The 24,996-nt window shown below is 65.3% G+C and carries 21 protein-coding genes; 15 read left to right on the top strand and 6 right to left on the bottom strand.

Annotated features, from left to right (window positions below; genetic code table 11):
* Nucleotides 1–4 precede the first annotated feature (4 nt).
* Nucleotides 5–1,357 carry a 3-oxoacyl-ACP reductase gene (locus EYZ64_RS01800; RefSeq protein WP_135451606.1) on the bottom strand — a complete coding sequence of 451 codons (1,353 nt, stop codon included), beginning with the start codon at nt 1,355–1,357 and terminating at the stop codon, nt 5–7.
* 109 nt (nt 1,358–1,466) lie between these two features.
* Between EYZ64_RS01800 and EYZ64_RS01805 the strand changes: the two genes are divergently transcribed.
* The 5 genes from EYZ64_RS01805 (at nt 1,467) to EYZ64_RS01825 (ending at nt 7,116) form a co-directional block, all read left to right on the top strand.
* Nucleotides 1,467–2,768 carry an acetyl-CoA C-acetyltransferase gene (locus tag EYZ64_RS01805; protein WP_135459734.1) on the top strand — a complete coding sequence of 434 codons (1,302 nt, stop codon included), beginning with the start codon at nt 1,467–1,469 and terminating at the stop codon, nt 2,766–2,768.
* Between the two features lie 425 nt (nt 2,769–3,193).
* Nucleotides 3,194–4,105, top strand: coding sequence for a TIGR03564 family F420-dependent LLM class oxidoreductase (locus EYZ64_RS01810; protein ID WP_135451607.1), 912 nt, complete (start codon nt 3,194–3,196; stop codon nt 4,103–4,105).
* A 72-nt stretch (nt 4,106–4,177) separates the two neighbouring features.
* The gene (locus EYZ64_RS01815) at nt 4,178–5,467 is read left to right on the top strand and encodes a sensor histidine kinase (RefSeq protein WP_286175243.1); all 1,290 of its coding nucleotides are present in this window, start codon (nt 4,178–4,180) and stop codon (nt 5,465–5,467) included.
* Nucleotides 5,464–6,111: a LuxR C-terminal-related transcriptional regulator gene (locus EYZ64_RS01820; protein ID WP_135451609.1), complete on the top strand. Its 648-nt coding sequence runs from the start codon at nt 5,464–5,466 to the stop codon at nt 6,109–6,111. The genes EYZ64_RS01815 and EYZ64_RS01820 overlap by 4 nt, the downstream gene beginning before the upstream one ends.
* 66 nt (nt 6,112–6,177) lie before the next feature.
* Nucleotides 6,178–7,116, top strand: a complete 939-nt coding sequence (locus EYZ64_RS01825) for an aromatic alcohol reductase (RefSeq protein WP_135451610.1) — start codon at nt 6,178–6,180, stop codon at nt 7,114–7,116.
* Nucleotides 7,117–7,135: 19 nt separating this feature from the next.
* Here EYZ64_RS01825 and EYZ64_RS01830 read toward each other — a convergent pair whose 3' ends face one another.
* Both EYZ64_RS01830 and EYZ64_RS01835 read right to left on the bottom strand, forming a co-directional pair.
* Entirely contained in the window at nt 7,136–10,033 is a 2,898-nt protein-coding gene (locus EYZ64_RS01830; protein ID WP_135451611.1) for an MMPL/RND family transporter, read from the bottom strand.
* Nucleotides 10,030–10,476 carry an MmpS family transport accessory protein gene (locus tag EYZ64_RS01835; protein WP_135451612.1) on the bottom strand — a complete coding sequence of 149 codons (447 nt, stop codon included), beginning with the start codon at nt 10,474–10,476 and terminating at the stop codon, nt 10,030–10,032. The genes EYZ64_RS01830 and EYZ64_RS01835 overlap by 4 nt, the downstream gene beginning before the upstream one ends.
* 149 nt (nt 10,477–10,625) lie before the next feature.
* Here EYZ64_RS01835 and EYZ64_RS01840 point away from each other — a divergent pair, with 149 nt between their 5' ends.
* On the top strand, nt 10,626–11,228 hold the full coding sequence (locus EYZ64_RS01840; protein WP_135451613.1) for a TetR/AcrR family transcriptional regulator: 603 nt from the start codon (nt 10,626–10,628) through the stop codon (nt 11,226–11,228).
* A 17-nt stretch (nt 11,229–11,245) separates the two neighbouring features.
* Here EYZ64_RS01840 and EYZ64_RS01845 read toward each other — a convergent pair whose 3' ends face one another.
* Complete coding sequence (locus EYZ64_RS01845; protein ID WP_135451614.1) at nt 11,246–11,878, bottom strand: DUF1361 domain-containing protein; 633 nt, start codon at nt 11,876–11,878, stop codon at nt 11,246–11,248.
* A gap of 57 nt (nt 11,879–11,935) precedes the next feature.
* Nucleotides 11,936–12,721: a DeoR/GlpR family DNA-binding transcription regulator gene (locus EYZ64_RS01850; protein ID WP_135451615.1), complete on the bottom strand. Its 786-nt coding sequence runs from the start codon at nt 12,719–12,721 to the stop codon at nt 11,936–11,938.
* Nucleotides 12,722–12,857: 136 nt separating this feature from the next.
* On the opposite strand from EYZ64_RS01850, the gene EYZ64_RS01855 reads away from it, so the two are divergent.
* The 9 genes from EYZ64_RS01855 (at nt 12,858) to EYZ64_RS01895 (ending at nt 22,928) form a co-directional block, all read left to right on the top strand.
* Entirely contained in the window at nt 12,858–13,754 is an 897-nt protein-coding gene (locus tag EYZ64_RS01855; protein WP_135451616.1) for a class II fructose-bisphosphate aldolase, read from the top strand.
* Complete coding sequence (locus EYZ64_RS01860; RefSeq protein ID WP_135451617.1) at nt 13,751–15,151, top strand: D-tagatose-bisphosphate aldolase, class II, non-catalytic subunit; 1,401 nt, start codon at nt 13,751–13,753, stop codon at nt 15,149–15,151. The genes EYZ64_RS01855 and EYZ64_RS01860 overlap by 4 nt, the downstream gene beginning before the upstream one ends.
* The gene (locus EYZ64_RS01865) at nt 15,144–16,298 is read left to right on the top strand and encodes an SIS domain-containing protein (RefSeq protein ID WP_135451618.1); all 1,155 of its coding nucleotides are present in this window, start codon (nt 15,144–15,146) and stop codon (nt 16,296–16,298) included. Before EYZ64_RS01860 ends, EYZ64_RS01865 begins: the two co-directional genes overlap by 8 nt.
* Nucleotides 16,299–16,304: 6 nt before the next feature.
* Nucleotides 16,305–17,276 (top strand): BadF/BadG/BcrA/BcrD ATPase family protein, encoded by a 972-nt coding sequence (locus tag EYZ64_RS01870; RefSeq protein ID WP_135451619.1) that lies wholly within the window; start codon nt 16,305–16,307, stop codon nt 17,274–17,276.
* Nucleotides 17,277–17,307: 31 nt separating this feature from the next.
* Nucleotides 17,308–18,618: an alpha-glucosidase/alpha-galactosidase gene (locus EYZ64_RS01875; RefSeq protein ID WP_135451620.1), complete on the top strand. Its 1,311-nt coding sequence runs from the start codon at nt 17,308–17,310 to the stop codon at nt 18,616–18,618.
* A 56-nt stretch (nt 18,619–18,674) separates the two neighbouring features.
* The gene (locus tag EYZ64_RS01880; RefSeq protein WP_135451621.1) at nt 18,675–19,949 is read left to right on the top strand and encodes an ABC transporter substrate-binding protein; all 1,275 of its coding nucleotides are present in this window, start codon (nt 18,675–18,677) and stop codon (nt 19,947–19,949) included.
* Between the two features lie 106 nt (nt 19,950–20,055).
* Nucleotides 20,056–20,892 (top strand): carbohydrate ABC transporter permease, encoded by an 837-nt coding sequence (locus tag EYZ64_RS01885; protein ID WP_286174562.1) that lies wholly within the window; start codon nt 20,056–20,058, stop codon nt 20,890–20,892.
* 128 nt (nt 20,893–21,020) lie between these two features.
* Nucleotides 21,021–21,815: a carbohydrate ABC transporter permease gene (locus EYZ64_RS01890; RefSeq protein WP_286174563.1), complete on the top strand. Its 795-nt coding sequence runs from the start codon at nt 21,021–21,023 to the stop codon at nt 21,813–21,815.
* Nucleotides 21,816–21,818: 3 nt separating this feature from the next.
* Nucleotides 21,819–22,928: an ABC transporter ATP-binding protein gene (locus tag EYZ64_RS01895; protein ID WP_135451623.1), complete on the top strand. Its 1,110-nt coding sequence runs from the start codon at nt 21,819–21,821 to the stop codon at nt 22,926–22,928.
* Nucleotides 22,929–23,004: 76 nt separating this feature from the next.
* Here EYZ64_RS01895 and EYZ64_RS01900 read toward each other — a convergent pair whose 3' ends face one another.
* Nucleotides 23,005–24,840: an acyl-CoA dehydrogenase gene (locus EYZ64_RS01900; RefSeq protein WP_135451624.1), complete on the bottom strand. Its 1,836-nt coding sequence runs from the start codon at nt 24,838–24,840 to the stop codon at nt 23,005–23,007.
* Nucleotides 24,841–24,996 lie beyond the last annotated feature (156 nt).

Below are 24,996 nucleotides of genomic sequence, written 5' to 3' on the forward strand. Positions count from 1 at the left end.
GTGCTCACGCCCCCAGCATGGCCTGGCCGCAGACCCGGATGGTGTTGCCGGTGACCGCATTCGACGCCGGGCTCGCGAAGTAGGCGATGAGTTCGGCCACATCCACCGGCTTCCCGCCCTGGAACAGCGAGTTCAACCGGCGGCCGACCTCACGGGTGGCCAGCGGGATGGCATCGGTCATCTTGGTCTCGATGAAGCCGGGGGCCACCGCGTTGATCGTGATGCCCTTCTCGGCCAGCACCGGGGCCAGCGCCTCGGTCAGCCCGATCATTCCGGCCTTGGTGGCGGCGTAGTTGGTCTGCCCGCGGTTACCGGCGATGCCGGCCATCGAGGACAGACCGATCACCCGGCCGCCCTCGCCGAGCGTGCCACTGGCCACCAGACCTTCGGTGAGTCGCTGCGGGGCAAGAAGATTCACCGCGATCACGGAATCCCAGCGACTCTCGTCCATGTTGGCGAGCAGCTTGTCGCGGGTGATGCCGGCGTTGTTGACCAGCACATCGACCTTGCCGCCATGCTGTGCGGTGACATGGGCGACGATCTGCTCGACGGCATCGTCGGCGGTGACGTCCAGGGTGAGGGCGCTGCCGCCGACCTTCTCGGCGACTTTGCCCAGATCTTCGGCGGCCTGGGGAACGTCCACCGCGACCACGGTCGCGCCGTCACGCGCGAACACCTCGGCGATCGTCGCACCGATGCCGCGGGCCGCGCCGGTCACCACGGCGACCTTGCCGGCCAGCGGCTTGTCCCAGTCGGCCGGCGGGGTCGAGTCGGCGGCGCCCACTCGGTACACCTGTCCGTCGACGTAGGCCGACTTGGCCGAGAGGATGAAACGCAGGGTGGACTCCAGGCCGGTGACGGCGGGCTTGGCGTCGGCGGCCAGGTACACCAGCGACGCGGTGGCACCGTGCTGCAGTTCCTTGCCCAGTGAGCGGGTGAAGCCCTCGAGGGCACGCTGCGCGATCTGGGCGTGGACGCTGCCGGCCTGATCCGGGGTGGTGCCGATGACGACTACCCGTGCGCACGACGCGAGGTTGCGCAGAACCGGGGTGAAGAACTGGTAGAGCTCCTTGAGCCCGGCGGCATCGGCGATGCCGGTGGCGTCGAGGACCACGCCGCCGAACGAATCGGCCCAGCGGCCGCCGATGTTGTTGGACACGACGTCGTAGTCGCCGGCGAGCGCTGCGCGGAGGGGCTCGGTGACGCGGCCTTCGCCGCCGATCAGCAGGGAGCCCGACAGCGGGGGCTGTCCGGGGCGATAGCGGCGCAACGTTTCGGGCTGCGGCACGCCCAGCTGCTTGGCCAGGAACGATCCCGGCCCGGAGTTGACCACTTGGGAGAACAGGTCGGAAGCCACTTCAGCTGCCTTTCGCTTCGCAGTACTGCGTTGTCCACACCGAACTTACTCCAGAGTAAGAACAGTGGGTAATATGGCCCCGGACAACCCGAAAGTGGAGGGCAAACAGATGGCCAACAACACGACCCGGCGACGCGTTGCCGTTTTGGGTGGCAACAGGATTCCGTTCGCACGGTCCGACGGCGCCTATGCCAACGCCTCCAACCAGGACATGTTCACCGCCGCCCTGGACGGGCTGATCGATCGTTTCGATCTGGCCGGTGAACGCCTGGGTGCGGTGATCGGCGGCGCGGTGCTCAAGCACAGCCGCGACTTCAATCTGATGCGCGAATGCGTGCTGGGCAGCGCGTTGTCGCCCTACACGCCCGCTTATGACATTCAGCAGGCCTGCGGCACCGGTCTGCAGGCTGCCACTGCGGCGGCAAACGCCATCGCGCTGGGACAGTACGACTCCGCGGCGGCAGGTGGTGTGGACACCGCCTCGGATGCCCCGATCGCCTTCGGCAATGACCTGCGTCAGGTGCTGCTGGGCCTGCGTCGGGCGAAGTCCAACCTCGACCGGCTCAAGCTGGTCGGCAAGCTGCCGGCCTCCCTCGGTGTGGAGATCCCGGTCAACAGTGAGCCCCGCACCGGAATGTCGATGGGCGAGCATGCCGCCGTCACCGCCAAGAAGATGGGCGTCAAGCGCGTCGACCAGGATGAGCTGGCCGCCGCCAGCCACCGCAACATGGCTGCCGCCTACGACAGCGGGTTCTTCGACGACCTGGTCACCCCGTTCCTCGGCCTGTACCGCGACAACAATCTGCGCGCGGACTCCACGCCGGAGAAGCTGGCCAAGCTCAAGCCGGTGTTCGGCGTCAAGGCGGGCGACGCGACCATGACTGCGGGCAACTCGACCCCGCTGACCGACGGCGCCTCGGTGGCGCTGCTGGCCAGTGAGGAGTGGGCCCAGGCGCATGGCCACGAGCCGCTGGCCTATTTCGTCGATTCGGAGACGGCCGCCGTCGACTACGTCAACGGGCCCGACGGCCTGCTGATGGCACCGACCTATGCGGTGCCCCGGCTCCTCGCCCGCAACGGGCTGACACTGCAGGATTTCGATTTCTACGAGATCCACGAGGCATTCGCCTCGGTGGTGCTGGCCACGCTGGCGGCCTGGGACTCTGACGAGTACTGCAAGGAACGCTTGGGCTTGGACAAGGCACTGGGCAGCATCGACCGCACCAAGCTCAACGTCAACGGCTCCTCGCTGGCCGCGGGCCATCCGTTCGCGGCCACCGGTGGCCGGATCGTGGCTCAGCTGGCCAAGCAGCTGGCGGAGAAGAAGAAGGAGACGGGTCAGCCGGTGCGCGGGCTGATCTCGATCTGTGCGGCCGGCGGGCAGGGCGTCGCCGCGATTTTGGAGGCGTAGCTTGCGGAGCCGACCATCAGGCACTGTGGCGTAGCGAGGCCTGACCTCCACAAACGCAGGCCGCGAAAACATCCGAAAAGTTTCTTTCTCCGATGTGTAACGGCCGCGGCATAGAGGTCGATACATGGGTAGCTCCGTGTTGCCGTCTGACCCCCCGACCCGACGGCAACACGGGGCGACCTAACTTCGAATTCTCGGCAATATTCGGCCGTATTTTTCTCTGGTTTGAGGGGTACCCGAGGCGTACGATCGAGCCTACGACGGGTTCGGGAGTGACTGATCCAAAGAGTCGGTACAGGGGTGAAAGACCGGCTGCGTGAGACGAATTGAAACGCCCCCAGGTGTCCTCCCGAACCCGCCCTTTTTTGTCTGATTACCCTTCTCTTCTGGTCCCATTCGGCCCGCCCTCCGCATAGCGTGGTGCCATGCAGATCAGCCTCATCGCCTCACTCAGTGAAACCGGCGGCCGCTCCCCGGTCGACGCCACCGTGGAGAATCTCGCGCAACTGCACGAAGAGGGATTCCGGCGGGTCTGGATGACCCAGATGCCGTATGAACCCGACCTGCTGACCGTTCTCGCGGTCGCGTTTCGCGAGGTCGACGGGATCGAGGTGGGCACCGGTGTCATCCCCATCCAGAATCAGCACCCGATGCTGCTGGCTCAGCGCGCGCTCACGCTCAGCCTGATCAGCGGGGGCCGGTTCCTGCTCGGCCTCGGCATGACGCACGCGGCGGTGACCGAGGGCATGTGGGGCATTCCGTGGGACAAGCCGGTCCGCCGGCTCCGTGAATACCTGGACGGGCTGCAACCGCTGCTGGCCGGCGAGCCCGCCGACGCGCCCGGCGAGACGGTCACCACGCGCGGTGCCCTGCAGATCCCGGGGGCACCGGCGCCTGATGTCTACATCGCCGCGCTGGGGCCGCAACTGCTCAAGCTCGCGGGCCGTCGCACCGCGGGCACCGTCACCTGGATGACGGGTCCGACCACGCTGGCCGACCACGTCGTCCCGACGCTGCGGGAGGCAGCCGGGGACCGTCCGGTCCGTGTCGTCGCGGCGCTTCCGGTCAGCGTCACCGACGATGTCGACGGCGCCCGCGCCCAGGCCGCCAAGCAGTTCGCGATGTATGGGCATCTGCCGTCCTACCGGGCCATGCTCGACCGCGAGGGCTACGCCGGTCCCGAGGACGCTGCGATCATCGGTGACGAAAGCACTGTGGCAGAACGTATTCGGGCACTTGGAACAGTTGGCGTGGACGAGTATGTCGGGGTGGTGTTCGATGCGTCGCCCGAAACGCGGGCCCGTACCCGGGCACTCCTGCGCTCGCTCGACAGCTGACGGTGTGGCTAGCCACACCCCATATTGGCTGGACAGCACCATCGCCCGGTGCCAACGTATCGGGCAACGATGATGACCGTGACTACCACCGCAATCACCTCCGCCTCCGCACCCGAAGACCGGCGCCGAACACTGCGAACCCCGTTCACCGCGGCAGCCTGTCGTAGCTATCTGTATTTCCTCCTGGTGAGCGTCCTTGCCGTGGTCGGCGTGGTCTACCTGTTCGTCACCGGTCTGACCTCGGGGCTGTTGCTTGTCACCCTGGTCGGCGTACCGCTGCTGGCGCTCCTGGTGTTGTCGGGTCGACGGTGGAACGCGCTGTACCGATCGCTGGCCCGGCTGGTCGGTGTCACGATCGCTCCGCCGGCGCCGTTCGCCCGGCGGGCCGGCTGGCCGCAGACACTGGCCTCGGCCCTTACCGATGCGGTCGGCTGGCGCAGCCTGGGATTCCTTCTCCTGCAGAGCGTCGTGATGACACCCCTCGGATACGGGGTCGTGCTGGGGATCGTGATCTCGGCGGTGCTGGTGGTCTCCCCGGTGGTCTGGGCGTGCGGAATAGCGATCATCAGTTTCGGCGAACCGGTGGACTCGCTCGGCATCTACCTACTGCTGTCGGCGGGTGGACTGCTCGCTCTGTACACGTTGGCGTGGGTCATGATCGGTGTCGGGCGTGCCCATGTCTGGCTGGCCGAAGCACTGCTCGCCCCGACCGACCGCGAACGCCGGGTAGGCGAACTGGAGCGCGCCCGTGCCGATGTGGTCGATGATTCGGCGGCGACGCTGCGCCGCGTCGAGCGCAATCTGCACGACGGCACGCAGGCCAGGCTGATCGCCGTGGCGATGACGCTGGCGCGCGCCGAGGAACAGTTGGCCGATCCGGACAAGGCTGACCGGGCCCGGCAACTGGTCTCCGACGCACTGGCGAACACCAAGGACACCCTGACCGAACTGCGCGATCTGGTCCGCGGAATCCGGCCGCCTGCACTGGATCTCGGCCTGGTGCCGGCCGTGCAGACATTGGTTGCGCGTAACCCGATCCCCGTAGAGCTGGTCGATGACGTCACGGTGCACCCGTCGTTGGGTGTGGAGACGCTGGCGTACTTCTGCGTAGCCGAGTTGCTCGCCAACGTCTCCCGGCATTCCGGCGCGACCCAGGCCACCGTGTGGCTGCACAGCGATGCCGATGAGCTGCGGATCGTCGTGGCGGACAACGGTTCCGGTGGGGTGGAGCCGGCCAACGGCTCGGGGCTGACGGGATTGGCCGATCGGCTGAGGATGGTTGACGGCCGGCTCGACATCGACAGCCCTTCTGGCGGGCCCACCACGGTGACAGCCGTCGTACCGGCGGGAACACAACGGTGACCCGGCTGGCGATCGCCGAGGACAATGCGATTCTGCGCGACGGCCTGACCCAATTGCTCGTCGAACGCGGGCATGATGTTGTGGCCAAGGTGGGGACGGCCGACCAGGTCCGGGAGATCGCTCAGACGCTGCGGCCGGAAGTGTTCGTGATCGACATCCGCATGCCGCCGACCTTCACCGACGAGGGCCTGGTCGCGGCGGTATCGTTGCGGCGCTCGCATCCGGATGTCGGGGTTCTGGTGTTCTCTCAGTGGGTCGAGACCCGTTATGCCGCTGAGCTGTTGGCCGGAAATCCGGAAGGGGTGGGCTACCTGCTCAAGGACCGCGTGGCCGATATCGGTGAGTTCGACGCCGCGCTGCGGCGCGTCGCTGACGGAGGTACCGCGCTCGATCCGGAGGTCGTGCGGCAGCTGATGGGGACGCGGCGTAGTGGTGATGCGCTGGCGCGGCTGACTCCCCGCGAACGTGAAGTCCTCGCCCTGATGGCCGAAGGGCATTCGAACAGCGCCCTGGCCGAACATCTTTCGGTTTCCGAACGTGCCGTGGAGAAGCACATCGGCAGCATCTTCACGAAACTCGACCTACCGCCGTCGACGGCGCATCACCGGCGCGTGCTTGCCGTCGTCACTTACCTGAACTCCTAGGTCCGGGATGATTGTCGCCGATCTGTCGGTTGCAACCCATGCATCACCGCAGAAACGGAGGCCACAGTGCCCGCAACACCGCCAACGGCAGACAGCCTGAGCATTCTCGTCATCGGGACAGGCGAACTCGGCGCCAGTGTGTTGTCCGCTCTCACCCGTCACCTGGCAATCCATCCCGGCGCCGCAAGCATCGCGGTGCTGCTGAGGCCGCCGGCATCACGTGCCGATGTGAAACGCGATGCGCGCAGCGAGGAACTGACCCAGTCGGGTATCACCATCGAGCATGCCGATGTCGCGACGGCGTCGGTGGCCGAGCTCGCGGCCATAATGCGGCGCTACGGCACAGTCATAAGCTGTGTCGGTTTCGCGGCCGGGCCGGGGACACAGCACAAACTCGCTCAATCGGCCCTCACTGCCGGGGTATCGCGGTTCTTTCCATGGCAGTTCGGCGTCGACTACGACGAGATAGGGCGCGGTAGCGCGCAGACGCTGTTCGACGAGCAACTCGACGTGCGTGACCTGCTGCGCGGCCAGCACGCCACGGAGTGGGTGATCATCTCCACCGGCATGTTCACCAGTTTCCTGTTCGAACCCGAGTTCGCCGTCGTGGATCTGTCGGCCGAGACCGTGCATGCGTTGGGAAGCTGGGACAACCAAGTCACCCTCACCACCCCCGAAGACATCGGCGTGCTCACCGCCGACATCGTCTTCGCCGAACCGCGTATTCGCGACACCGTCGTTTATCTCGCGGGGGACACCGTCAGTTACCGGGAACTCGCCGATATCGTCGACCGCGTCCGTGCGACATCGGTTACCCGCACGCTGTGGACCACCGACGTCCTGACCGACCGGCTACAGCAGGATCCCGAGGACACGATGAGCAAGTACCGGGCGGTGTTCGCCCGCACCAATGGTGTTGCCTGGCCGAAGGATCAGTCGTACAACGCTGTTCGCGGCATCAGGACGACGACTGCCGAGGAATGGGCCAGAGCGAACCTGGTGTGACACCGGCACACATCGGAGGCTAGTTCGACGTGGTTGGCTCGGGCTCCGGGTCGAGCAGTTCGCGAACCGAGGTGCGAGTGCCGTAGGGGCGCAACATGCGGCTGGCCGGCCGCGGCCGCACGATCCGTGGCCACCAGAACCACCGGCCGAGCAGGGCCGCGATGGACGGTGTCATGAACGACCGCACGATCAAGGTGTCGAAGAGCAGGCCGAGGCCGATCGTGGTGCCGATCTGGCCGAGGACGATGAGATCGCTGAAGATGAACGAGGACATGGTGGCCGCGAACACCAGACCGGCGGCGGTCACCACCCGGCCGGTCCCGGCCATGGCGCGGATGACGCCGGTCTTGAGTCCTGCCCCGATCTCTTCCTGGAACCTCGATATCAGCAGCAGGTTGTAGTCCGCGCCGACCGCCAGCAGCAGGATGATGGCCAGTGCCAGCACGATCCAGTACAGCTGGATGCCGAAGATGTACTGCCACACCAGGACCGACAGGCCGAACGACGCTCCCAACGACAGCACGACCGTCCCGACGATGACCATTGCGGCGACGAGGCTGCGGGTGATGAACATCATGATGAGCAGGATGAGGCTGATCGCGGCCAATGCGGCGATGAGCAGGTCGTATTTGGCGCCGTCCTGAATGTCCTTGTACGCCGAAGCGGTTCCGGCCACGTAGATCTTGGCGTCCGACAGGGGAGTGGCCTTGATCGCGTCGAACGCGGAGTCCTTGATCGCGTCGATGTGTGAGATGCCCTCGGGCGTGGCGGGAGTGCCCTCGTGCGTGATGATCATGCGGGCGGCCTTGCCGTCGGGCGAGAGGAACAGTTTCAGGCCGCGCTTGAAGTCGGGATTGTCGAAGGCTTCCGGAGGCAGATAGAACGAGTCGTCATTCTTGGCCGAGTCGAAGGCCTGTCCCATCGCGGTCGAGTTCTCGAGGGCTTCCTGGGACTGCGAGTTGGTCCCGGACGTGGTGGCGTAGTTGGACAGCGTCAGGTCACGGTTGCGCTCCTGGATGGCGATCTGCGGCGGGAGCAGCGCCACGAGTTTCGGCTGGAGGGCGTCGAGCTTGTCCAGGCTCGCGGTGATCTGCCCGAACTGATCGCTGAGTTTGTCGATGCCGTCGAGTGCGTCGAACACCGATCTCAGCGCCGCGCACATGGGAATGTCGAAACAGTGCGGTTCCCAGTAGAAGTAGTTGCGCAGCGGGCGGAACTGATCGTCGAAATTGGCGATCTTGTCGCGCAGGTCGTTCACGATCGCGACGGTGTCGTGGAACGCCTGGGTCTGCTCGTGGGTGGCAGCGGCACTGGCCTGTTGCAACGTGACCTGCTGCTTGAGGATGTTGATCGTGTTCGACAGTTCGTTGGCCTGCTTGAGCAGATCGGCGGCACGGTCCTGCTGGTAACCCAGATTCATGATCTGGCTGGCGCTTTGCGCACTGATCTGAAACGGGATGGAGCTGTGCTTGATCGGCGTGCCCAGAGGCCGGGTGATCGACTGGACCAGCGCGATGCCGCGGGTGTGCAGAACGGCTTTGGCGATGCGTTCGAGTACCAGCATGTCCGCGGGGTTCCGCATGTCGTGGTCGGCTTCGACCATCAGTAGCTCGGGGTTCAGCCGGGCCTCGGAGAAGTGACGTGTCGCGGCTGCGTAACCGACGTTCGCCGGTGCCGATTCCGGTAGGTAGGGGCGGCCGTCGTAGCTGGTCTTGTACCCCGGCAGGGCGAGAAGGCCGACGAGCGCGATCAGGCACGACACCACCAGGATGGGGCCGGGCCAACGCACGATCGCGGTACCGATGCGGCGCCATCGCGGTGCCCGTGGATTGCGTTTCGGCTCAAAGAGTCCGAACCGGCTGGCGATGGTCAGTACGGCGGGCCCCAGCGTCAGTGCCGCTGCCAACGTCACGAGCACGCCGATGGCGGCGGGTATGCCCAAGGTCTGGAAGTAGGGCAGCCGGGTGAAGTGCAGGCAGGCCACGGCCCCGGCGATGGTCAGCCCCGAGCCGACGATGACGTGGACGGTGCCGCCGAACATGTCGTAATACGCGGCCTCGCGGTCCATCCCACGGGCGCGGGCCTCGTGATACCGGCCGATGACGAAGATGCCGTAGTCCGTGCCCGCGGCGATTGCCAACAGCGTCAGCAGGTTCGTCGAATAGGTGGACAGGCCGATGACCCCGGAATGCGCGAGCGCGGCGACGACGCCGCGCGCGGCGGCCAGCTCGACGGCGACCGTAACCAGCATGAGGAGCATCGTGACCAGCGACCGGTAGACCACGAGCAGCATCACCGCGATCACCAGAAAGGTTATGCCGGTGACCTTATGGGTTCCCTCGCTGCCGACCTCGAAGTTGTCGGTGATGAGCGGTGCGGCACCGGTGACGTAGGCCTTGACCCCGGGCGGCGGAGGGACGCTCGCCACGATCTGGCGGATGGCGTCCACGGATTGGTTGGACAGCGCTTCGCCCTGGTTGCCGGCCAGGTACACCTGCACCAACGCGGCCTTGCCGTCCTTGCTCTGGGAACCGCCGGCGGTGAGCGGATCGCCCCAGAAGTCCTGAATGTGCTCGACGTGTTTGGTGTCCTCGGCCAGCCGTTTCACGAGGGTGTCGTAGAAGCGGTGGGCGTCGTCGCCGAGAGGCTGATCGCCCTCGAGCACGATCATGGCGGCGCTGTCGGAGTTGAACTCGTCGAAGACCTGGCCGATGTGTCGCATCGCCATGGTCGACGGCGCATCGGGCGCGTTCAGTCCCACCGAGCGCGCTGCACCGACGACTTCCAGTTGTGGCACAAGGATGTTCGTCAGCGCGGCGATGGCGACCCATACGAGCACGATCGGCACGGCGAGCAGACGGATGGTTCGCGCCGTCCTGGAACCGGCGGCTTCACCTTCTGCGTGCCGGGTGCTCATGCGGACTTGTCCAAGCAGGCGATGTAACCGTTCACGTTACTGGTCGACCTTTCGTCCTTGACCACGCCATTGACGGTGATGCGGCACCCGATGGTCGCACCGTCCCCTTGCGCCCGGAGGTCGGCGAACAGCGTCGGATCGTCCGTGACCAGGGTTTGCGACCACGGCAAGGTCGCATCCTCGACCCGCTGGGGTTGTGCATCGATATCCAGATAATTGATGGTGGCGACCGAACCCGGTGACCCGAACACTTCGAACAGAACCCGTTTCGGGTTGTAGCCGGTGTTCTCCAGGGTGTCGGCGCTGGGGCGCGACACATGATTGTCAGACCCGAATATGCCGTGCAGTCGACTGACGGTGAACGCGACGACGGCCACCACGAGGACAGCCACGATCACCGTCCAGCGCCGCCTGACCAGGCTTCCTACCGAGATCCCCTGCATCTCAGAGCCTTTCGACAACGGACGCGTAGCGCGCCGTGAGGCGATAGTCTTTGGCCGTCCTAAGTATCTGAACGGTACCGTACGGTACTATTCTGAACCGGGCAAGACCTAGGACAGCTTGGCTCCCGGCTAAGGAAAGGGTTTCCCGCGTGACTTCCGCCTCGACGCATCACGTCTCACCGCCGGCCGCGGCGTCGCAGTGGACTGAGCGGGAGGCCGAGTTATTGGCGGTGACCCTGCGACTGTTGCAGCAGCACGGATACGACCGGTTGACCGTGGAAGCCGTAGCGACCGAGGCGAAGTCCAGCAAGGCCACCATCTACCGCCGGTGGCCGTCGAAGACCGACCTCGTCCTGGCGGCCTTCATCGAGGGCACCCGGGTGCAACTGGTCCCGCCCTGCACCGGCTCGTTACGCACCGACCTTCTGAGCATCGGAACCTCGGTGTGCGAGCAGGCACGAGAGCACGGCAGCACGATGAGCGCGATCATGTCCGAGGTGGCGCACAGCCCGGAGTTGAGTGCGGCCCTGCAGAATCAGTTCGTAGTCCAGCGCAAGAAATTGATGGCTGAGGTTCTGGCCGATGCCGTCGACCGGGGCGAGATCGAGGCCGAGGCGATCCATGACGAACTGTGGGACGTGATGCCGGGGTATCTCGTGTTCCGGTCCCTGATTCCCGGACGTCCGCCGACGGAGGCGACGGTTCGCGCACTCGTGGACGATGTGTTGATGCCGAGTCTGACTCGCTTCTGACTCCGCCGGTCCGCCGGTCAGCGCAATCCGCGTATCGCCCAGATCGTCAGATAGGCCAACCCGAAGAACGCCGCAACGGCTATCGCCACGCCCGTCGACTGTACGTAGGACAGCGGTGCGCGCACCCAGTCGAGCGTCGCCGCGACCACCGCATCGGGCCGGGTCACCAGGTCCCAGGAGTTCCAGCGTTGAAAGCGGCCGATGACGACCCCGACGGCGCACAGCGCGACGGACAGTACGACGGCCAGCCAGCCCCAGAATGAGCCGAACTCGTCGTCCAATCGCTGATGCACGAGCAGCAGCGACACCACGCCGAGCAGGATCCCGGTCCACGCGGCGAACCCGTACTGCAACACATGCCGCCACAGTTCATAGCCCTCGCCGAGGTGGACCAGATCGGTCACCAGATAGGGCGCGTTCGGCAGGAACGCCAACCAGCCGAGGCCCAGGGGCAGCAGCCACAGCCGGCGTTCGACCAGATCGAACGCGATCGCGAAGACCATCGGGATCCAGGCCAGCACCAGGTTCCACACCAGGAACTTGGTCGGGTAGGACATCGGTGCGGCCGGATCGGTGATCCCCAGAGCGAGGGTCAGCGCGGTCGTCGCCATCAACGAGACGACCAGCAGGATGCCACGGGCTTCGGTCATGGGATCAGTTTGCCTGTCGGTGCGAGCGCGGGCCCAAGTGCCACTACGTCCACCCCGTCAGCCGTCTCCGCCCTCGACGACGTGTACCTGCACTCCCGCCGCCCGGATCTGATCCAGCTGTTGCGGGTCCGCGGTCGAGTCGGTCACCAGATGATCGATCTGATTGGGCAGCACCATCTTTCCGAGCGTCGTGTTGCCGATCTTGGAACCGTCGACTGCGACGACGACACGTCGAGCGTTGGCGGCCATGGCGGTCGCGGTCCTGGCTTCGGCTTCGTCGAAGGTGGTTGCGCCGACCTCGGCCGACATTCCGTCGGCGCCGAGAACCGCGGTGCCCACGGTGATCATCTGAAACGCCTGCTCGGACATGGGGCCAACAGCCTCAAGGGAATTGGATCGCACGACGCCACCGGTCATGATCACCTTGAGGTGGGCGTGGACGGCGCAATCGGTGGCGATCGTCAGCGAGTTCGTGACGATCGTCAGCTGAGGCCGTCCGCGCAACGCGCGGGCCACCTCGCCGGTGGTGATGCCGCCGGTGAGGGCAACCGCCTGTTGTCCTGTCGGCACCAGGGCGGCGGCACGCTGGGCGATCCGCCGTTTGACGGCCACCATCCGGTGATCGCGAAGTCGTACCGGGATCTCACTGTCACTGGGGTCGAGTGCCTGGGCGCCCCCGTGCGTGCGCACCAGCAGACCCTGTTCCTCGAGTTCGCTGAGATCGCGGCGAAGCGTCGCGGCCGACACCCCCAACTCTGCGCAGAGCACCGGGGAAGCAACTTCACCGCGGTCACGCAGGAGCGAGAGCACTTCACGCATTCGGTCGGTGCGCTTGATCGACATGCTCACGACTCCTTGGGTGATGGTTGAGGCAATCAGTTTTACTGATCGCTTTACGGTTTCATCTTGCGCGCTTTGAGCGAGCTTCTCATGATCGACGAATGTTCGACACGACCGATACCCGACATCGGGTGGCAATGTGACCCTGGCCGCCACCGCCGATCTGCTCGCTTCGGCAGCTGTCGAGCGCACCGCAGTGCTCGCGTTCAACGTCATCACCATCGAGCACGCAGAAGGCATTTCCGAGGGCGCGGAACGCGCCGGTGCCGCCGTGCTGATGCAGATCAGCGAGAACACCGTGCGCTTCCACGGCGGTCGGATCGAGCCGCTGGTGTCGGCCTGTGCGCGTATCGCGGAGAGCTGCGCGGTCCCGATTGCCCTGCATCTCGACCACTTTCACGATGTGACCCTGCTCGACGAGGCGGTCGAAATCGCACCGGCGCTCGGCGTCACCTCGATCATGGTCGATGCCGCCCATCTGCCGTATCGGGACAATGTCGCCCGCACGCGAACCTTCGCCGAGGCTGCACACGCCGCGGAGTTGTGGGTGGAAGCGGAGTTGGGAGAGATCGGAGGCAAGGACCACGCAGCCGTCAGCGCGCATGCGCCCGGTGTCCGAACGGATCCGGACGAAGCGGTGGCTTTCGCCGAGCAGACCGGGGTGGACGGCCTCGCGGTGGCAGTCGGGAGCACCCATGCGATGACCACCCGCGATGCCTGCCTTGACGTCGCTCTGATCCAGCAACTGGCGGCCCGCGTGCCGGTTCCGCTTGTCCTGCACGGGTCATCCGGAGTATCGGACGACCAGCTCTGCGTCGCGGTTCGCGCCGGCATCCGCAAGATCAACGTCGGAACCGCGCTGAACATCGCCTACACCGGGGCCGTGCGCGAGGCGCTGGCCGGTGATCTCACAGCCACCGACCCTCGCAGATACCTGAAGGCCGGGCGGCAGGCCGTCGGCGACACCGTGGCCGATCGGTGCCGTGCCGTGCAGTCGCTTGCACCGGCGCGCGCCGGGGAGCGTGACGCCCGATGATCCAATCAACACCGGACACTTCGAATGCATTGCCGGACAACACGTCCGCACACTTCCCGCGGCCTGCCAGTGGGATCGCCGAGACCATCGAGTGGCACAAGGCCGGCGCTGCGGTGGGCATTTATTCGGTGTGCTCAGCACACCCCACGGTGGTGGCGGCGGCCATCGCGCAGGCCGCGGCCGACAACAGCTACGTGTTGATCGAGGCCACCTCGAACCAGGTCGATCAGTTCGGCGGCTACACCGGTCTGCGACCGGCTCAGTTTCGTGACCTGGTTCTCGGCATCGCCGACGAGAACGGATTCCCTCGGGACCGGGTCGTGCTCGGCGGTGACCACCTCGGGCCGAATCGTTGGCAGGGCCAACCCTCCAGTGCGGCAATGGCTCACGCCGAGGTGCTGGTCGCCGCCTACGTCGAAGCCGGATACAGCAAGATCCACCTCGACTGCAGCATGTCCTGTGCAGACGATCCGGCGGTGCTGTCCGACGAGGTGGTGGCGAGCCGCACCGCGCGGCTGCTGCGGGTCGCCGAAAACGTCGCCGGAGAAACCGCAGGCGGCCTCGGTGCCGACGGCCCGGTGTACGTGATAGGCACCGAGGTGCCGGTTCCCGGGGGAGCGCACGAAACGCTGAGTCAGCTCACCCCGACCCCGGCCGAACGGGCCAGGCGAACCATCGCGGCACACCAGGCCGCCTTCGCCGAGGTGGGGCTCTCCCATGTGTGGCCGCGCGTCGTCGCCCTGGTGGTGCAGCCCGGTGTCGAGTTCGACCACCTCAACGTCATCGACTACCGGCACAGCGCCACCGAACAGTTACGGAAGGTTCTCGACACCGAGGACAACCTGGTGTTCGAAGCGCATTCCACCGACTATCAGCGGCCCGCCCAGCTGAGTGAGCTCGTTGAGGACCATTGGGCCATCCTCAAAGTCGGGCCGGGCCTCACATTCGCCATGCGTGAGGCGCTGTTTGCCTTGAGCCTCGTGGAGGCAGATCTTGTCGCGCCGCCGGCGCGGTCGAACCTCATCGAGGTCATCGAGCGCAGGATGCTGGCCGAGCCCGGGTACTGGCAGGGTTACTACGAGGGTGACCCGGTCACCCAGCGCACAGCCCGCCGGTACAGCTACAGCGATCGGTTGCGCTATTACTGGGCCGACGAAGAGGTGGAGGCGGCCCGGCGGGCGCTGCTCGCCAACCTCGACCGCACCGGCATTCCGCTGCCGCTGATCAGCCAGTTCCTGCCCGCTCAGTACGAGCGGATCCGCTCCGGTGATCTGGAACCCGATGCCCGGTCGTTGGTGATCGATCGCATACGCGACGCGTTGCGGCCCTACGCCAGCGCCTGCGGTACCGCCCGACACCTTTCCCGCGCCCTGACCACTGGAGGTGCCGATGACTAGCTCGCAGGTTCAATATCCCGACCAAAAAAACGGTGGCGCAACGATAGTCGAGATCGGCCAGCAGCCAGGAGCCTGGCGGGAGGTTGCCGGCCGGCTCGGTGAGGACACCGGAGCCTTTCTGCGCGGCATACTCGAAAGGCCTGACCTGCGGGTCATTCTGACCGGGGCCGGCAGCTCGGCGTTCGTCGGTGACATCGCGGCGCCGGCGTTGCGCCGGCACCTCAACCGCCGTGTCGAACCCATTGCGACGACGGACATTGTCGCCAACCCGCTGGACCATCTGGAGCGGGACACCCCCACGCTTCTGGTGTCCTTCGGCCGGTCGGGCAACAGCCCGGAGAGTCTGGCGACCACGGCGCTGGCCGACGAGCTCGTCACCGACGTATGGCACCTGATCTACACCTGCGACCCCGAGGGCGAACTGGGCCGCGCACACCGAGCGCGGGAGAATTCGCGCGTCGTCTGCATGCCGGAGCGCACCAACGACACCGGATTCGCGATGACGTCCAGTCTGACCTCAATGTTGTTGTCGTGTCTGCTGATGCTGGGTCCGGCGCGGCCCGGCAATGCGCATGCTCTCGCCCGCGCCGCCGAACACGTGGTGGGCCTGCAGTCCGACATCCGGGCCCTGGCCCAGACCAAGAAGCAACGATTTGTCTACCTCGGCAGTGGGCCGTTGGCTGGCCTCGCCCAGGAATCGGCACTCAAACTCCTGGAACTGACCGCAGGAGAAGTCGTCACGTACTTCGATTCTCCATTGGGATTCCGGCACGGACCCAAGTCCGTCCTCGATGGCGATACCTTGGTGGTGGTGTATGTTTCGACCGATCCGCACACCCGCCGCTACGACCTCGACATCATCGCCGAGATCCGCGCTCAGCTGGGCCGGGACGCGGTCACGGTGATCAGCGCCGAGCCGATCCCGGAAGCGCTGGGCCCGAGCGTCGTGCTACCCGACCTCGGCGGGCTCGATGATGCCCAGGTTGCCCTTCCGTACCTGGTGTTCGCTCAGTATCTCGCGTTGTTCTCCGCGCTGGCATACGCCAAGACACCGGATAATCCGTTTCCATCCGGCGAGGTGAGCCGAGTCGTCAAGGGTGTCACCATCTATCCGATGACGCCCGCCGGCCATCCGGCTGCGCGGTGATGTGCGATGGCCTGTTATCTCGGGGTTGACGGTGGCGGTTCCAAGACCGCTTTCGCCCTGATCGACGACCAGGGCCGCGTCTTGGCCCGCGCCACCGCACCGGCCTCGTACTACTTCAACGACGGTTTCGATGTCGTTGAAAACGTGCTGAGGCAAGGGGTTTCCGTCATCTCCGAGCAAGGGGGAATCGAGCCCTCCGGAATCGACGCGGCCTTCTTCGGCATCCCCGGCTATGGCGAGGCCGGCGCTGACATCGAACGACTGAACGCGGTCGGGGCGCGAGTGCTCGGTCACGACCGCTATCGCTGCGACAACGACATGGTCTGCGGGTGGGCCGGCTCGCTGGCAGGCGAGGACGGCATCAACGTCATCAGTGGAACCGGTTCGATGACCTACGGCGAGCGGCGGGGCGTCGGACACCGGGTCGGCGGGTGGGGCGAACTGTTCGGCGACGAAGGATCGGCGTACTGGGTCGCCACCCGGGGGCTCAACGCATTCAGCAGGATGAGCGACGGCAGGCTCCCATCGGGTCCGCTGCACACACTCTTGACAGAGCGTCTGCAGCTCGACAGCGACCTCGACATCGTCAGCCTGCTGATCGGCAAGTGGTCCGGAAAACGCACCTCTATCGCCGCGTTGGCCACCACGGTGTGCGAGGCGGTGCGGGCCGGTGACGACGCGTCGATCCAGATTCTGTCCGCCGCGGTCGACGAACTCGTCGCACTCGTCGAAACCACCCGCATGCTGCTCGGATTCACCGAACCCGAAACGGTGCCGGTGTCGTACTCGGGTGGGATGTTCTCCGACGACGGCTTCCTGGGGATGTTCGTCGCCGCACTCCGGGAGCAGCCGGCCAAGTACGAACTGCGGCGCCCGCTGCTCGACCCGGCGCTGGGGGCCGCCCTCTACGCCGCCAGACACAGTGGCCATCCGTTGAGTGCGGCCGCACTGCACCAACTGGCCACAACCCCAGCCTGACAACCGAAATCGCGCAGCCAAGGAGCCGGACGTGTCACCCACCATCGTCATCATCGGAGCGGGCAGTGTCGAGTTCACCCGCGAACTACTCGGGGACATCCTGTCGTTCCCCGAACTGCGGTCGATTCGGATTGTGTTGCATGACATCGACTCCGAACGCCTCGAAACCGCAGAGGCGATCACCCGTGCGACCGCCCGTGCGGCGGGTGCCGATCCGGAGGTGATCGCCACCCTCGAACGGCGCCGTGCGCTCGAGGGCGCTGACTACGTCATCAACGTCATTCAGGTCGGCATGCACGAGGCCACGGTGCGCGACTTCGAGATCCCGGCGCGGTACGGGCTGAATCAGACCATCGGCGACACCATCGGCGTCGGCGGAATCTTCCGCGGCCTGAGGACTTTTCCGGTCCTGGCCGGTATCGCACGCGACATGGAAGAGGTGTGCCCGGACGCCTGGCTGCTCAATTACACCAATCCGATGGCGATGAACGTCACTTTCCTGCACCACGTCGCGCCGCGGCTCAAGGTTCTCGGGTTGTGCCATTCCGTGTACTGGACGATGGTCGGCCTGTGTGAACTCATCGAGGTGCCGTACGAGGAGGTGTCCTACTGGTCGGCGGGTGTCAACCACCAGGCCTGGGTACTGCGCTGGGAACGTGGCGGCCGGGATCTGTATCCGCAGTTGGACCAGCGCATCGCCGCCGATCCGGAACTGCAGCGTCGCGTGCGGGTCGACATGTACCGCCGCCTGGGGTATTACCCCACCGAGACCAGCGAGCACTCCAGCGAGTACGTCCCCTGGTACGTCCGCGACCCCGAGGAGGTCGCACGCCTGCGGATCAATGTGGGCGAGTACGTCTCCATCAGTGAGGCCAATCTGGCCGAGTACGGTCGCGTCCGAGCGGAATTGGCCGGCGCCCACACCCTTGCGATCGACAACGGGTCCACCGAATACGCGCCGCAGGTGATCCATTCTCTGGAGACCGGGACGACCAGAGTCATCTCTGCCAACGTCGTGAACCAGGGGTTGATCACCAATCTGCCCGACGGTGTGGCAGTCGAAGTCCCGACGATGCTCGATGCCCTGGGTGCCCATCCGATGCGGGTGGGCGATCTGCCGCCACAATGCGCCGCGCTCAACCGGAACTTCCTCGGACCGGTCGAGTTGACCGTGCGCGCCGCGATCGACGGTGATCCGCGACTGGTCCGCGCAGCGGCCATGGTCGATCCCAACACCGCTGCCGCGCTGACCGTCGACCAGATATGGGAACTGTGCAACGAATTGACGATCGCGCACGGAGACCTGCTGCCTGAGCCGCTGCGTTCGAAGCTGGCGCTGTGAGAACGGCCGGTCGTGAAACACATGCACCATCACACCCAGATAAAGGAGTGTCTACCGTGATTCGACGCAGGCTGTGCATCGCATTGATCGCTGTCCTTGCCCTCGCGCTCAGTGCATGCGGTGGCTCCTCCTCAACCGGCCCGACCGAGATCGCGGTGTGGCACGGCTACCAGGACACCGAAGGGGAGGTCTTCAAGGGCCTGGTCGACCAGTACAACAACGAGCATCCCGACGTTCAGGTCAAGGAGCTCTACTCGAGCAATGACCTTGTGCTGCAGAAGGTGCTGACTGCGGTGCGAGGCGGCAGCGCCCCCGACGTTGCTTACATGTTCGGCTCGTGGTCGCCGAACATCGCCAAGATTCCGCAGGTCGTCGACATGTCCGATGCGGTCTCTCAGCCCGATTGGAACTGGGATGACTTCTATCCGGCCGAGCGGGCTGCCGCGACCGTCGGCGACAAGATCGTCGGTGTGCCCGCCCTGGTGGACAATCTGGCGATCGTCTACAACAAGAAGCTCTTCGCCGATGCCGGGGTGGCGCCGCCGACGGCCGATTGGACCTGGGAGGATTTCCGGTCGGCCGCGGCGAAACTCACCGATCCGTCGAAGGGGCAGTACGGCTGGTTGATGCCTGCCGATGGCAGCGAAGACACGGTGTGGCACTACATTCCGATGCTCTGGGAAGCCGGCGGCGAGATCCTCACGCCCGACAACAAGCACGCTGCGTTCAACTCGGATGCAGGGGCGAAAGCGCTGACCACGCTGCAACAGATGGCGGTCACTGACAAGTCGCTCTACCTCGACACCACCAACGAGAACGGTCCCAAGCTGATGAACAGCGGCAAGGTCGCGATGCTGGTCACCGGCCCGTGGGATCTCAGCCAGCTGTCCGACATCGAGTACGGCGTGCAGGTGATGCCCACATTCGCCGGCAGCGGACGCGCTCACCAGTCGATCTCGGGTCCGGACAACTGGGTGGTCTTCAACAACGGCGACAAGCGCAAGCAGGCGGCGATCGACTTCGTCAAGTGGATGACCGCATCCGAGCAGGTGAAGGCATTCTCGTTGGGGACCGGCGATTTGCCCACGCGTCAATCGATCGGTCAGGATGCGGCGTTCCGTGACCAACTGAATGAAAAGCTGCCCGGCAGCGCGGCATTCGTGGAGAACCTGTCCAACGTAAAGTCGGTGCGGCCCACCGTCGAGCAGTATCCGGCGATCTCGGAGGCGCTCGGGCAGGCAGTCGTAGCCGTCATGCTCGGCAAGGAGCAGCCCGCTGACGCGCTGAATTCGGCGGCCAAGGCCACGGACGCGGCGCTGGCCGGGGAATAGGCCCACGGGGAGTCGCACGCACATGTCTGAATTAGCTTCAACGCGACAACACGTCCCCCGGTTTAGGCGGCTCGGCCGCTCGGAGACCGTGGCGGGGTGGGCATTGGTGAGCCCCGCCGCGGTGCTCATCGGTGCCTTCGGTCTGCTGCCGGTGCTGATGTCGCTGATGCTGTCGTTCCAGCACTCGGATCTGCTCACGCCGGAGACACCGTGGGTGGGGTTCGATAATTACCGCAAGCTGGCCGACGATCCGCTGTTCGTCGACGCGATCAAGCACACCATCATCTACACCGCGCTGTTCGTGCCCGGCACTATGGTGGTCGGTCTGTTCGTGGCGGCAGCGTTGAACCGTTCGGTCCGCTTCATCTCGGTGTACCGAACCGCGGCGTACGTCACCATGGCGGTCTCGACCATTTCGCAGGGCATCATCTTCCTGTGGTTGACCGACCGCGACTACGGTGTGGTCAACGCGGCCCTCAATACGGTCGGGGTACCCGCGCAGCCCTTTCTGTCATCACCGTCGCAGGCCCTGTATGTCATCGTGGCGATGACGATCTGGGGCTGGACCGGGTTCTCGGTCATCGTGTACCTCGCTGCATTGCAAGGGGTTCCAGTCGAGCTGCACGAGGCCGCGTCGATCGATGGAGCGAGCGCGTTCACCCGCTTTCGCACCATCACGGTGCCCCTGCTGGGTCCGGCGAACCTGTTTCTCGTCGTCTGGCTGACCATCAACGCGCTGCAGTTGTTCGACGAGGTCTACGCCACCACCCGGGGCGGACCGCTGCGCGCCACCACCGTCATCGTGTACTACCTGTGGGACCGCGCCTTCATCAAGTTCGACGCCGGATACGCCGCTGCGATGGCCTACGCGTTGTTCGTGGTGATCCTGCTGATCACCGCTGTCCAGTTCCGTCTCGCCCGTAAGCACGTGCATTTCTCATGACCACCACACCAGATACTCGCGTTGAAACCGTCGCACCGCAGTCACAATCGCAGCGGCCACCCCAATTGTCGAAGCATCGTGTCAGGTTCCGGCTGCCGTTCAGCCCGTGGCATTTGATTCTCATTCCGTTGACGTTCCTGCTGGTGGTTCCGCTGTTGTGGATGCTGGTCACCTCGTTGGAGACCGAAGGCGAGGCGAACCGCTTTCCGCCGGTGCTCCTGCCCGAAAGCCCGCGGTGGGAGAACTACACCGAAGCCTGGGCCGCAGCGCCGTTCGGCCACTTCTTTCTCAACAGCCTGCTGGTGACATCGGTGGTGCTGGTAAGCAACCTGATCGTGTGCAGCCTGGCCGGCTATGCGTTCGCCCGCATCCGATTTCTGGGCCGCGGAGCGCTTTTCGTTACGTTGATGGCAACCCTGATGGTGCCGTTTCAGGTCACGATGATCCCGGTGTTCCTGATCGTGAAATGGTTCGGTGACAACGTGTGGGCCGGGCTGGGGATCGATCACATCGGCGCCCTGATGCTGCCCAACCTGGCCACCGCATTCGGGATCTTTTTCCTGCGCCAGTTCTTCCAGACCGTTCCGGTGGAACTCGAAGAGGCGGCCCGGGTGGACGGAACCTCGCGCCTTGGCGTGCTGTTCAAGATCGTGCTCCCGCTGTCGCTGCCCGCATTGTCCACACTGGCGGCGCTGACGGTGCTCACGTCCTGGAACGACTTCCTGTGGCCGCTGATCGTGATCACCTCCCAGGACCAGATGACGATTCCGTTGGGGCTCAGCTATTTCCAGGGAGCACACCGGGTCAAATGGCCCCTGCTGATGGCGGCGAACGTGATGAGTCTGTTGCCGATGTTGTTGGTGTTCATCGGTGCGCAGCGGTATTTCGTGCAGTCGGTGGCCAGTACCGGATTGAAGGGCTGAACCTTGGCAGAAGTAGAGTTTCGTGACGTCACGCGCCGGTTCGCGGGGGGAGTGGACGCGCTCAAGGGCCTCAATCTGACGGTGGCAGACGGGGAGTTCCTGATCCTGGTCGGGCCGTCGGGCTGCGGAAAGAGCACCGCGCTACGCATGCTCGCCGGTCTCGACAAGCCGACATCGGGTGAGATCAGGATCGGCGGCACCGTGGTCAACGACCTCGCGCCCGGACAGCGTGATATCGCGATGGTGTTCCAGAACTATGCGCTGTATCCGCACATGTCGGTCTACCGCAACCTCGCGTATGGCCTGCGGCAGCGACGGACCCCCCGCGCCGAAATCCAGCGCCGGGTCCGTGAAACCGCTGAACTACTGCAGATCACCGAACTGTTGGATCGCAAACCCGGCCAGCTGTCCGGGGGTCAGCGGCAGCGGGTGGCCATGGGCCGCGCGTTGGTACGCGAACCGCAGGCGTTTCTGCTCGATGAGCCGCTGTCGAATCTGGACGCGAAGTTGCGCAACCAGGTTCGCGGCGACCTCAAGCGTCTGCACCGTGAAGTCCCGGTCACCTCGATCTACGTCACCCACGATCAGGTGGAGGCGATGACGCTGGGTGATCGGTTGTGCGTGATGTCCGACGGTGAAGTGCAGCAGATCGGCACCACCGATGACATCTACAACCGCCCGGCCAACACCTTCGTCGCGGCGTTCATGGGCAGTCCGCCGATGAACCTGATTGCCGGGGCCATCCGCTCGGGGATGCTCCACATCGGCGGCGCAGAGGTGACGACCGTGGCGTCGCCGGATGGCCCGGTGACCGTCGGTGTGCGCCCTGAGCATCTGCAGTTGCACGGCCACTGCGGCGCCGGCATGGTGCCGGCCCGAGTCGATTTCGTCGAGCCGCTGGGCAGTCACGTCTTGGTGACTGCGCTTGTCGATGTCGGCAGTGAGGCGTCGAGTGCACCGGCGGCTCAGACCCGGGTGATCGTCCAGGCTCCGGCGGACACCGAGTTGGAGTCCGGGGCCCGGATCGGTCTGGCGATGCCGCCGGAACGGACGTACTTCTTCGACGCCGAGACGGGTGAGGCCCGGCGCCACCGTGAGCGCATTTCGGTATGAGCGCCGGTCGAGGCGCCTAGACAAACAAAGAGGCTCCCGGGGATATCCCCGGGAGCCTCTTCGTATTCAGCGGTTTTTAGAACGCAGCCTCGTCGAGCTCCATCACCTCGTTGTCGATGGTCTCGATGACCTGACGGGTGCTGGTGAGCAGCGGCAGCATGTTCTTGGCGAAGAACGAGGCAGCGCCGATCTTGCCCTCGAGGTAGGTGCGGTCCTCGCCGGTGGCGCCGGCGTCGAGCTTCTCGATGGCCACGGCGGCCTGGCGGGCCAGCAGCCAGCCGAGCAGCAGGTCGCCGACCGACAGCAGGAAGCGGACCGAACCGAGGCCCACCTTGTAGATGCTCGCGGCATCTTCCTGCGCGGCCATCAGGTAGCCGGTGAGGGTGGCGGCCATGCCCTGGACATCGGCCAGCGCGGTGCCCAGCAGCTCACGCTCGGTCTTCAACCGGCCGTTGCCGGTCTCGTTCTTGATGAACTGCTCGATCTCGCCGGCCACGAAGGCAAGCGCCTGGCCCTTGTCGCGGACGATCTTGCGGAAGAAGAAGTCCTGCGCCTGGATGGCGGTGGTGCCCTCGTACAGCGAGTCGATCTTGGCGTCGCGGATGTACTGCTCGATCGGGTAGTCCTGCAGATAGCCGGAACCGCCCAGGGTCTGCAGGCTCTCAGTCAGCTTGGCGTAGGCCTGCTCCGAGCCGAAGCCCTTGACGATCGGCAGCAGCAGGTCGTTGACCTTGTGCGCCAGTTCGCCGTCGATGCCGTGGACCGCCTCGGCGACGGCCTTGTCCTGGAAGGTCGCGGTGTACAGGTACAGCGCGCGCATGCCCTCGGCGTAGGACTTCTGCGTCATCAGGCTGCGACGCACGTCGGGGTGATGGGTGATGGTGACGCGCGGGGCGGTCTTGTCCATCATCTGGGTCAGGTCGGCACCCTGGACGCGCTCCTTGGCGTACTCGAGAGCGTTCAGGTAACCGGTCGACAGGGTCGCGATGGCCTTGGTGCCCACCATCATTCGAGCCTGCTCGATGACGTCGAACATCTGCGCGATGCCGTTGTGCACCTCGCCGACCAGCCAGCCCACGGCGGGCTTGTCGTGCTGGCCGAAGGTCAGCTCACAGGTGGCCGAAGCCTTCAGGCCCATCTTGTGCTCGACGTTGGTGACGTACACGCCGTTGCGCTCGCCCAGTTCTCCGGTCTCGAAATCGAAGAGGAACTTCGGCACGAAGAACAGCGACAGACCCTTGGTGCCCGGGCCTGCGCCCTCGGGGCGGGCCAGCACCAGGTGGAAGATGTTCTCGAACAGGTCATCGGAATCGGCGGAGGTGATGAACCGCTTCACGCCGTCGATGTGCCAGGAGCCGTCCTCCTGCTTGACGGCCTTGGTGCGGCCGGCGCCGACATCCGAACCGGCGTCCGGCTCGGTGAGCACCATGGTGGAGCCCCAGCCCCGCTCGGCGGCCAGCACGGCCCACTTCTTCTGTTCTTCGGTGGCGTTGTCGTAGAAGATCTGCGCGAAGGCGGCACCACCGGCGTACATCCACACGGCCGGGTTGGCGCCGAGGATGTGCTCGTTGAGCGCCCACAGCAGCGCCTTGGGCGCGGGCATTCCGCCGAGTTCCTCATAGAGGCCGAACTTGTCCCAGCCGCCATCGATGACCGCGCGTACGGACTTCTTGAACGGCTCGGGCAGGGTGACGCTGTGAGTCTCGGGATGAAACACCGGCGGGTTGCGGTCAGTCCCGGCGAATGATTCGGCGACAGGGCCCTCGGCCAGTCGAGCCATTTCGCTGAGCATCTCGCGGGCGGTGTCGGCGTCCAGATCGCTGTAATCGCCTGTCCCCAGGGCCTTGTCCAGGCCGAAGACGTCGAACAGGTTAAAGACCTGGTCACGGACATTGCTCTTGTAGTGGCTCACTTTTCCTCCTTGTGGAATGCCACCTGAGGTTGGGTACTTTGGATAAGTTACCCACCAGTAACTGCGGCCAACTATACCGTTCGGTAACTTCAACGCAAAGAGACTCTGAGCAATTTCTGGGGGCTAACCAACCCAGCGGTTGATCGACCTCTGTAC

This window comes from Mycobacterium sp. DL99, from assembly GCF_004762045.1.
Classification (GTDB): Bacteria; Actinomycetota; Actinomycetes; order Mycobacteriales; family Mycobacteriaceae; genus Mycobacterium.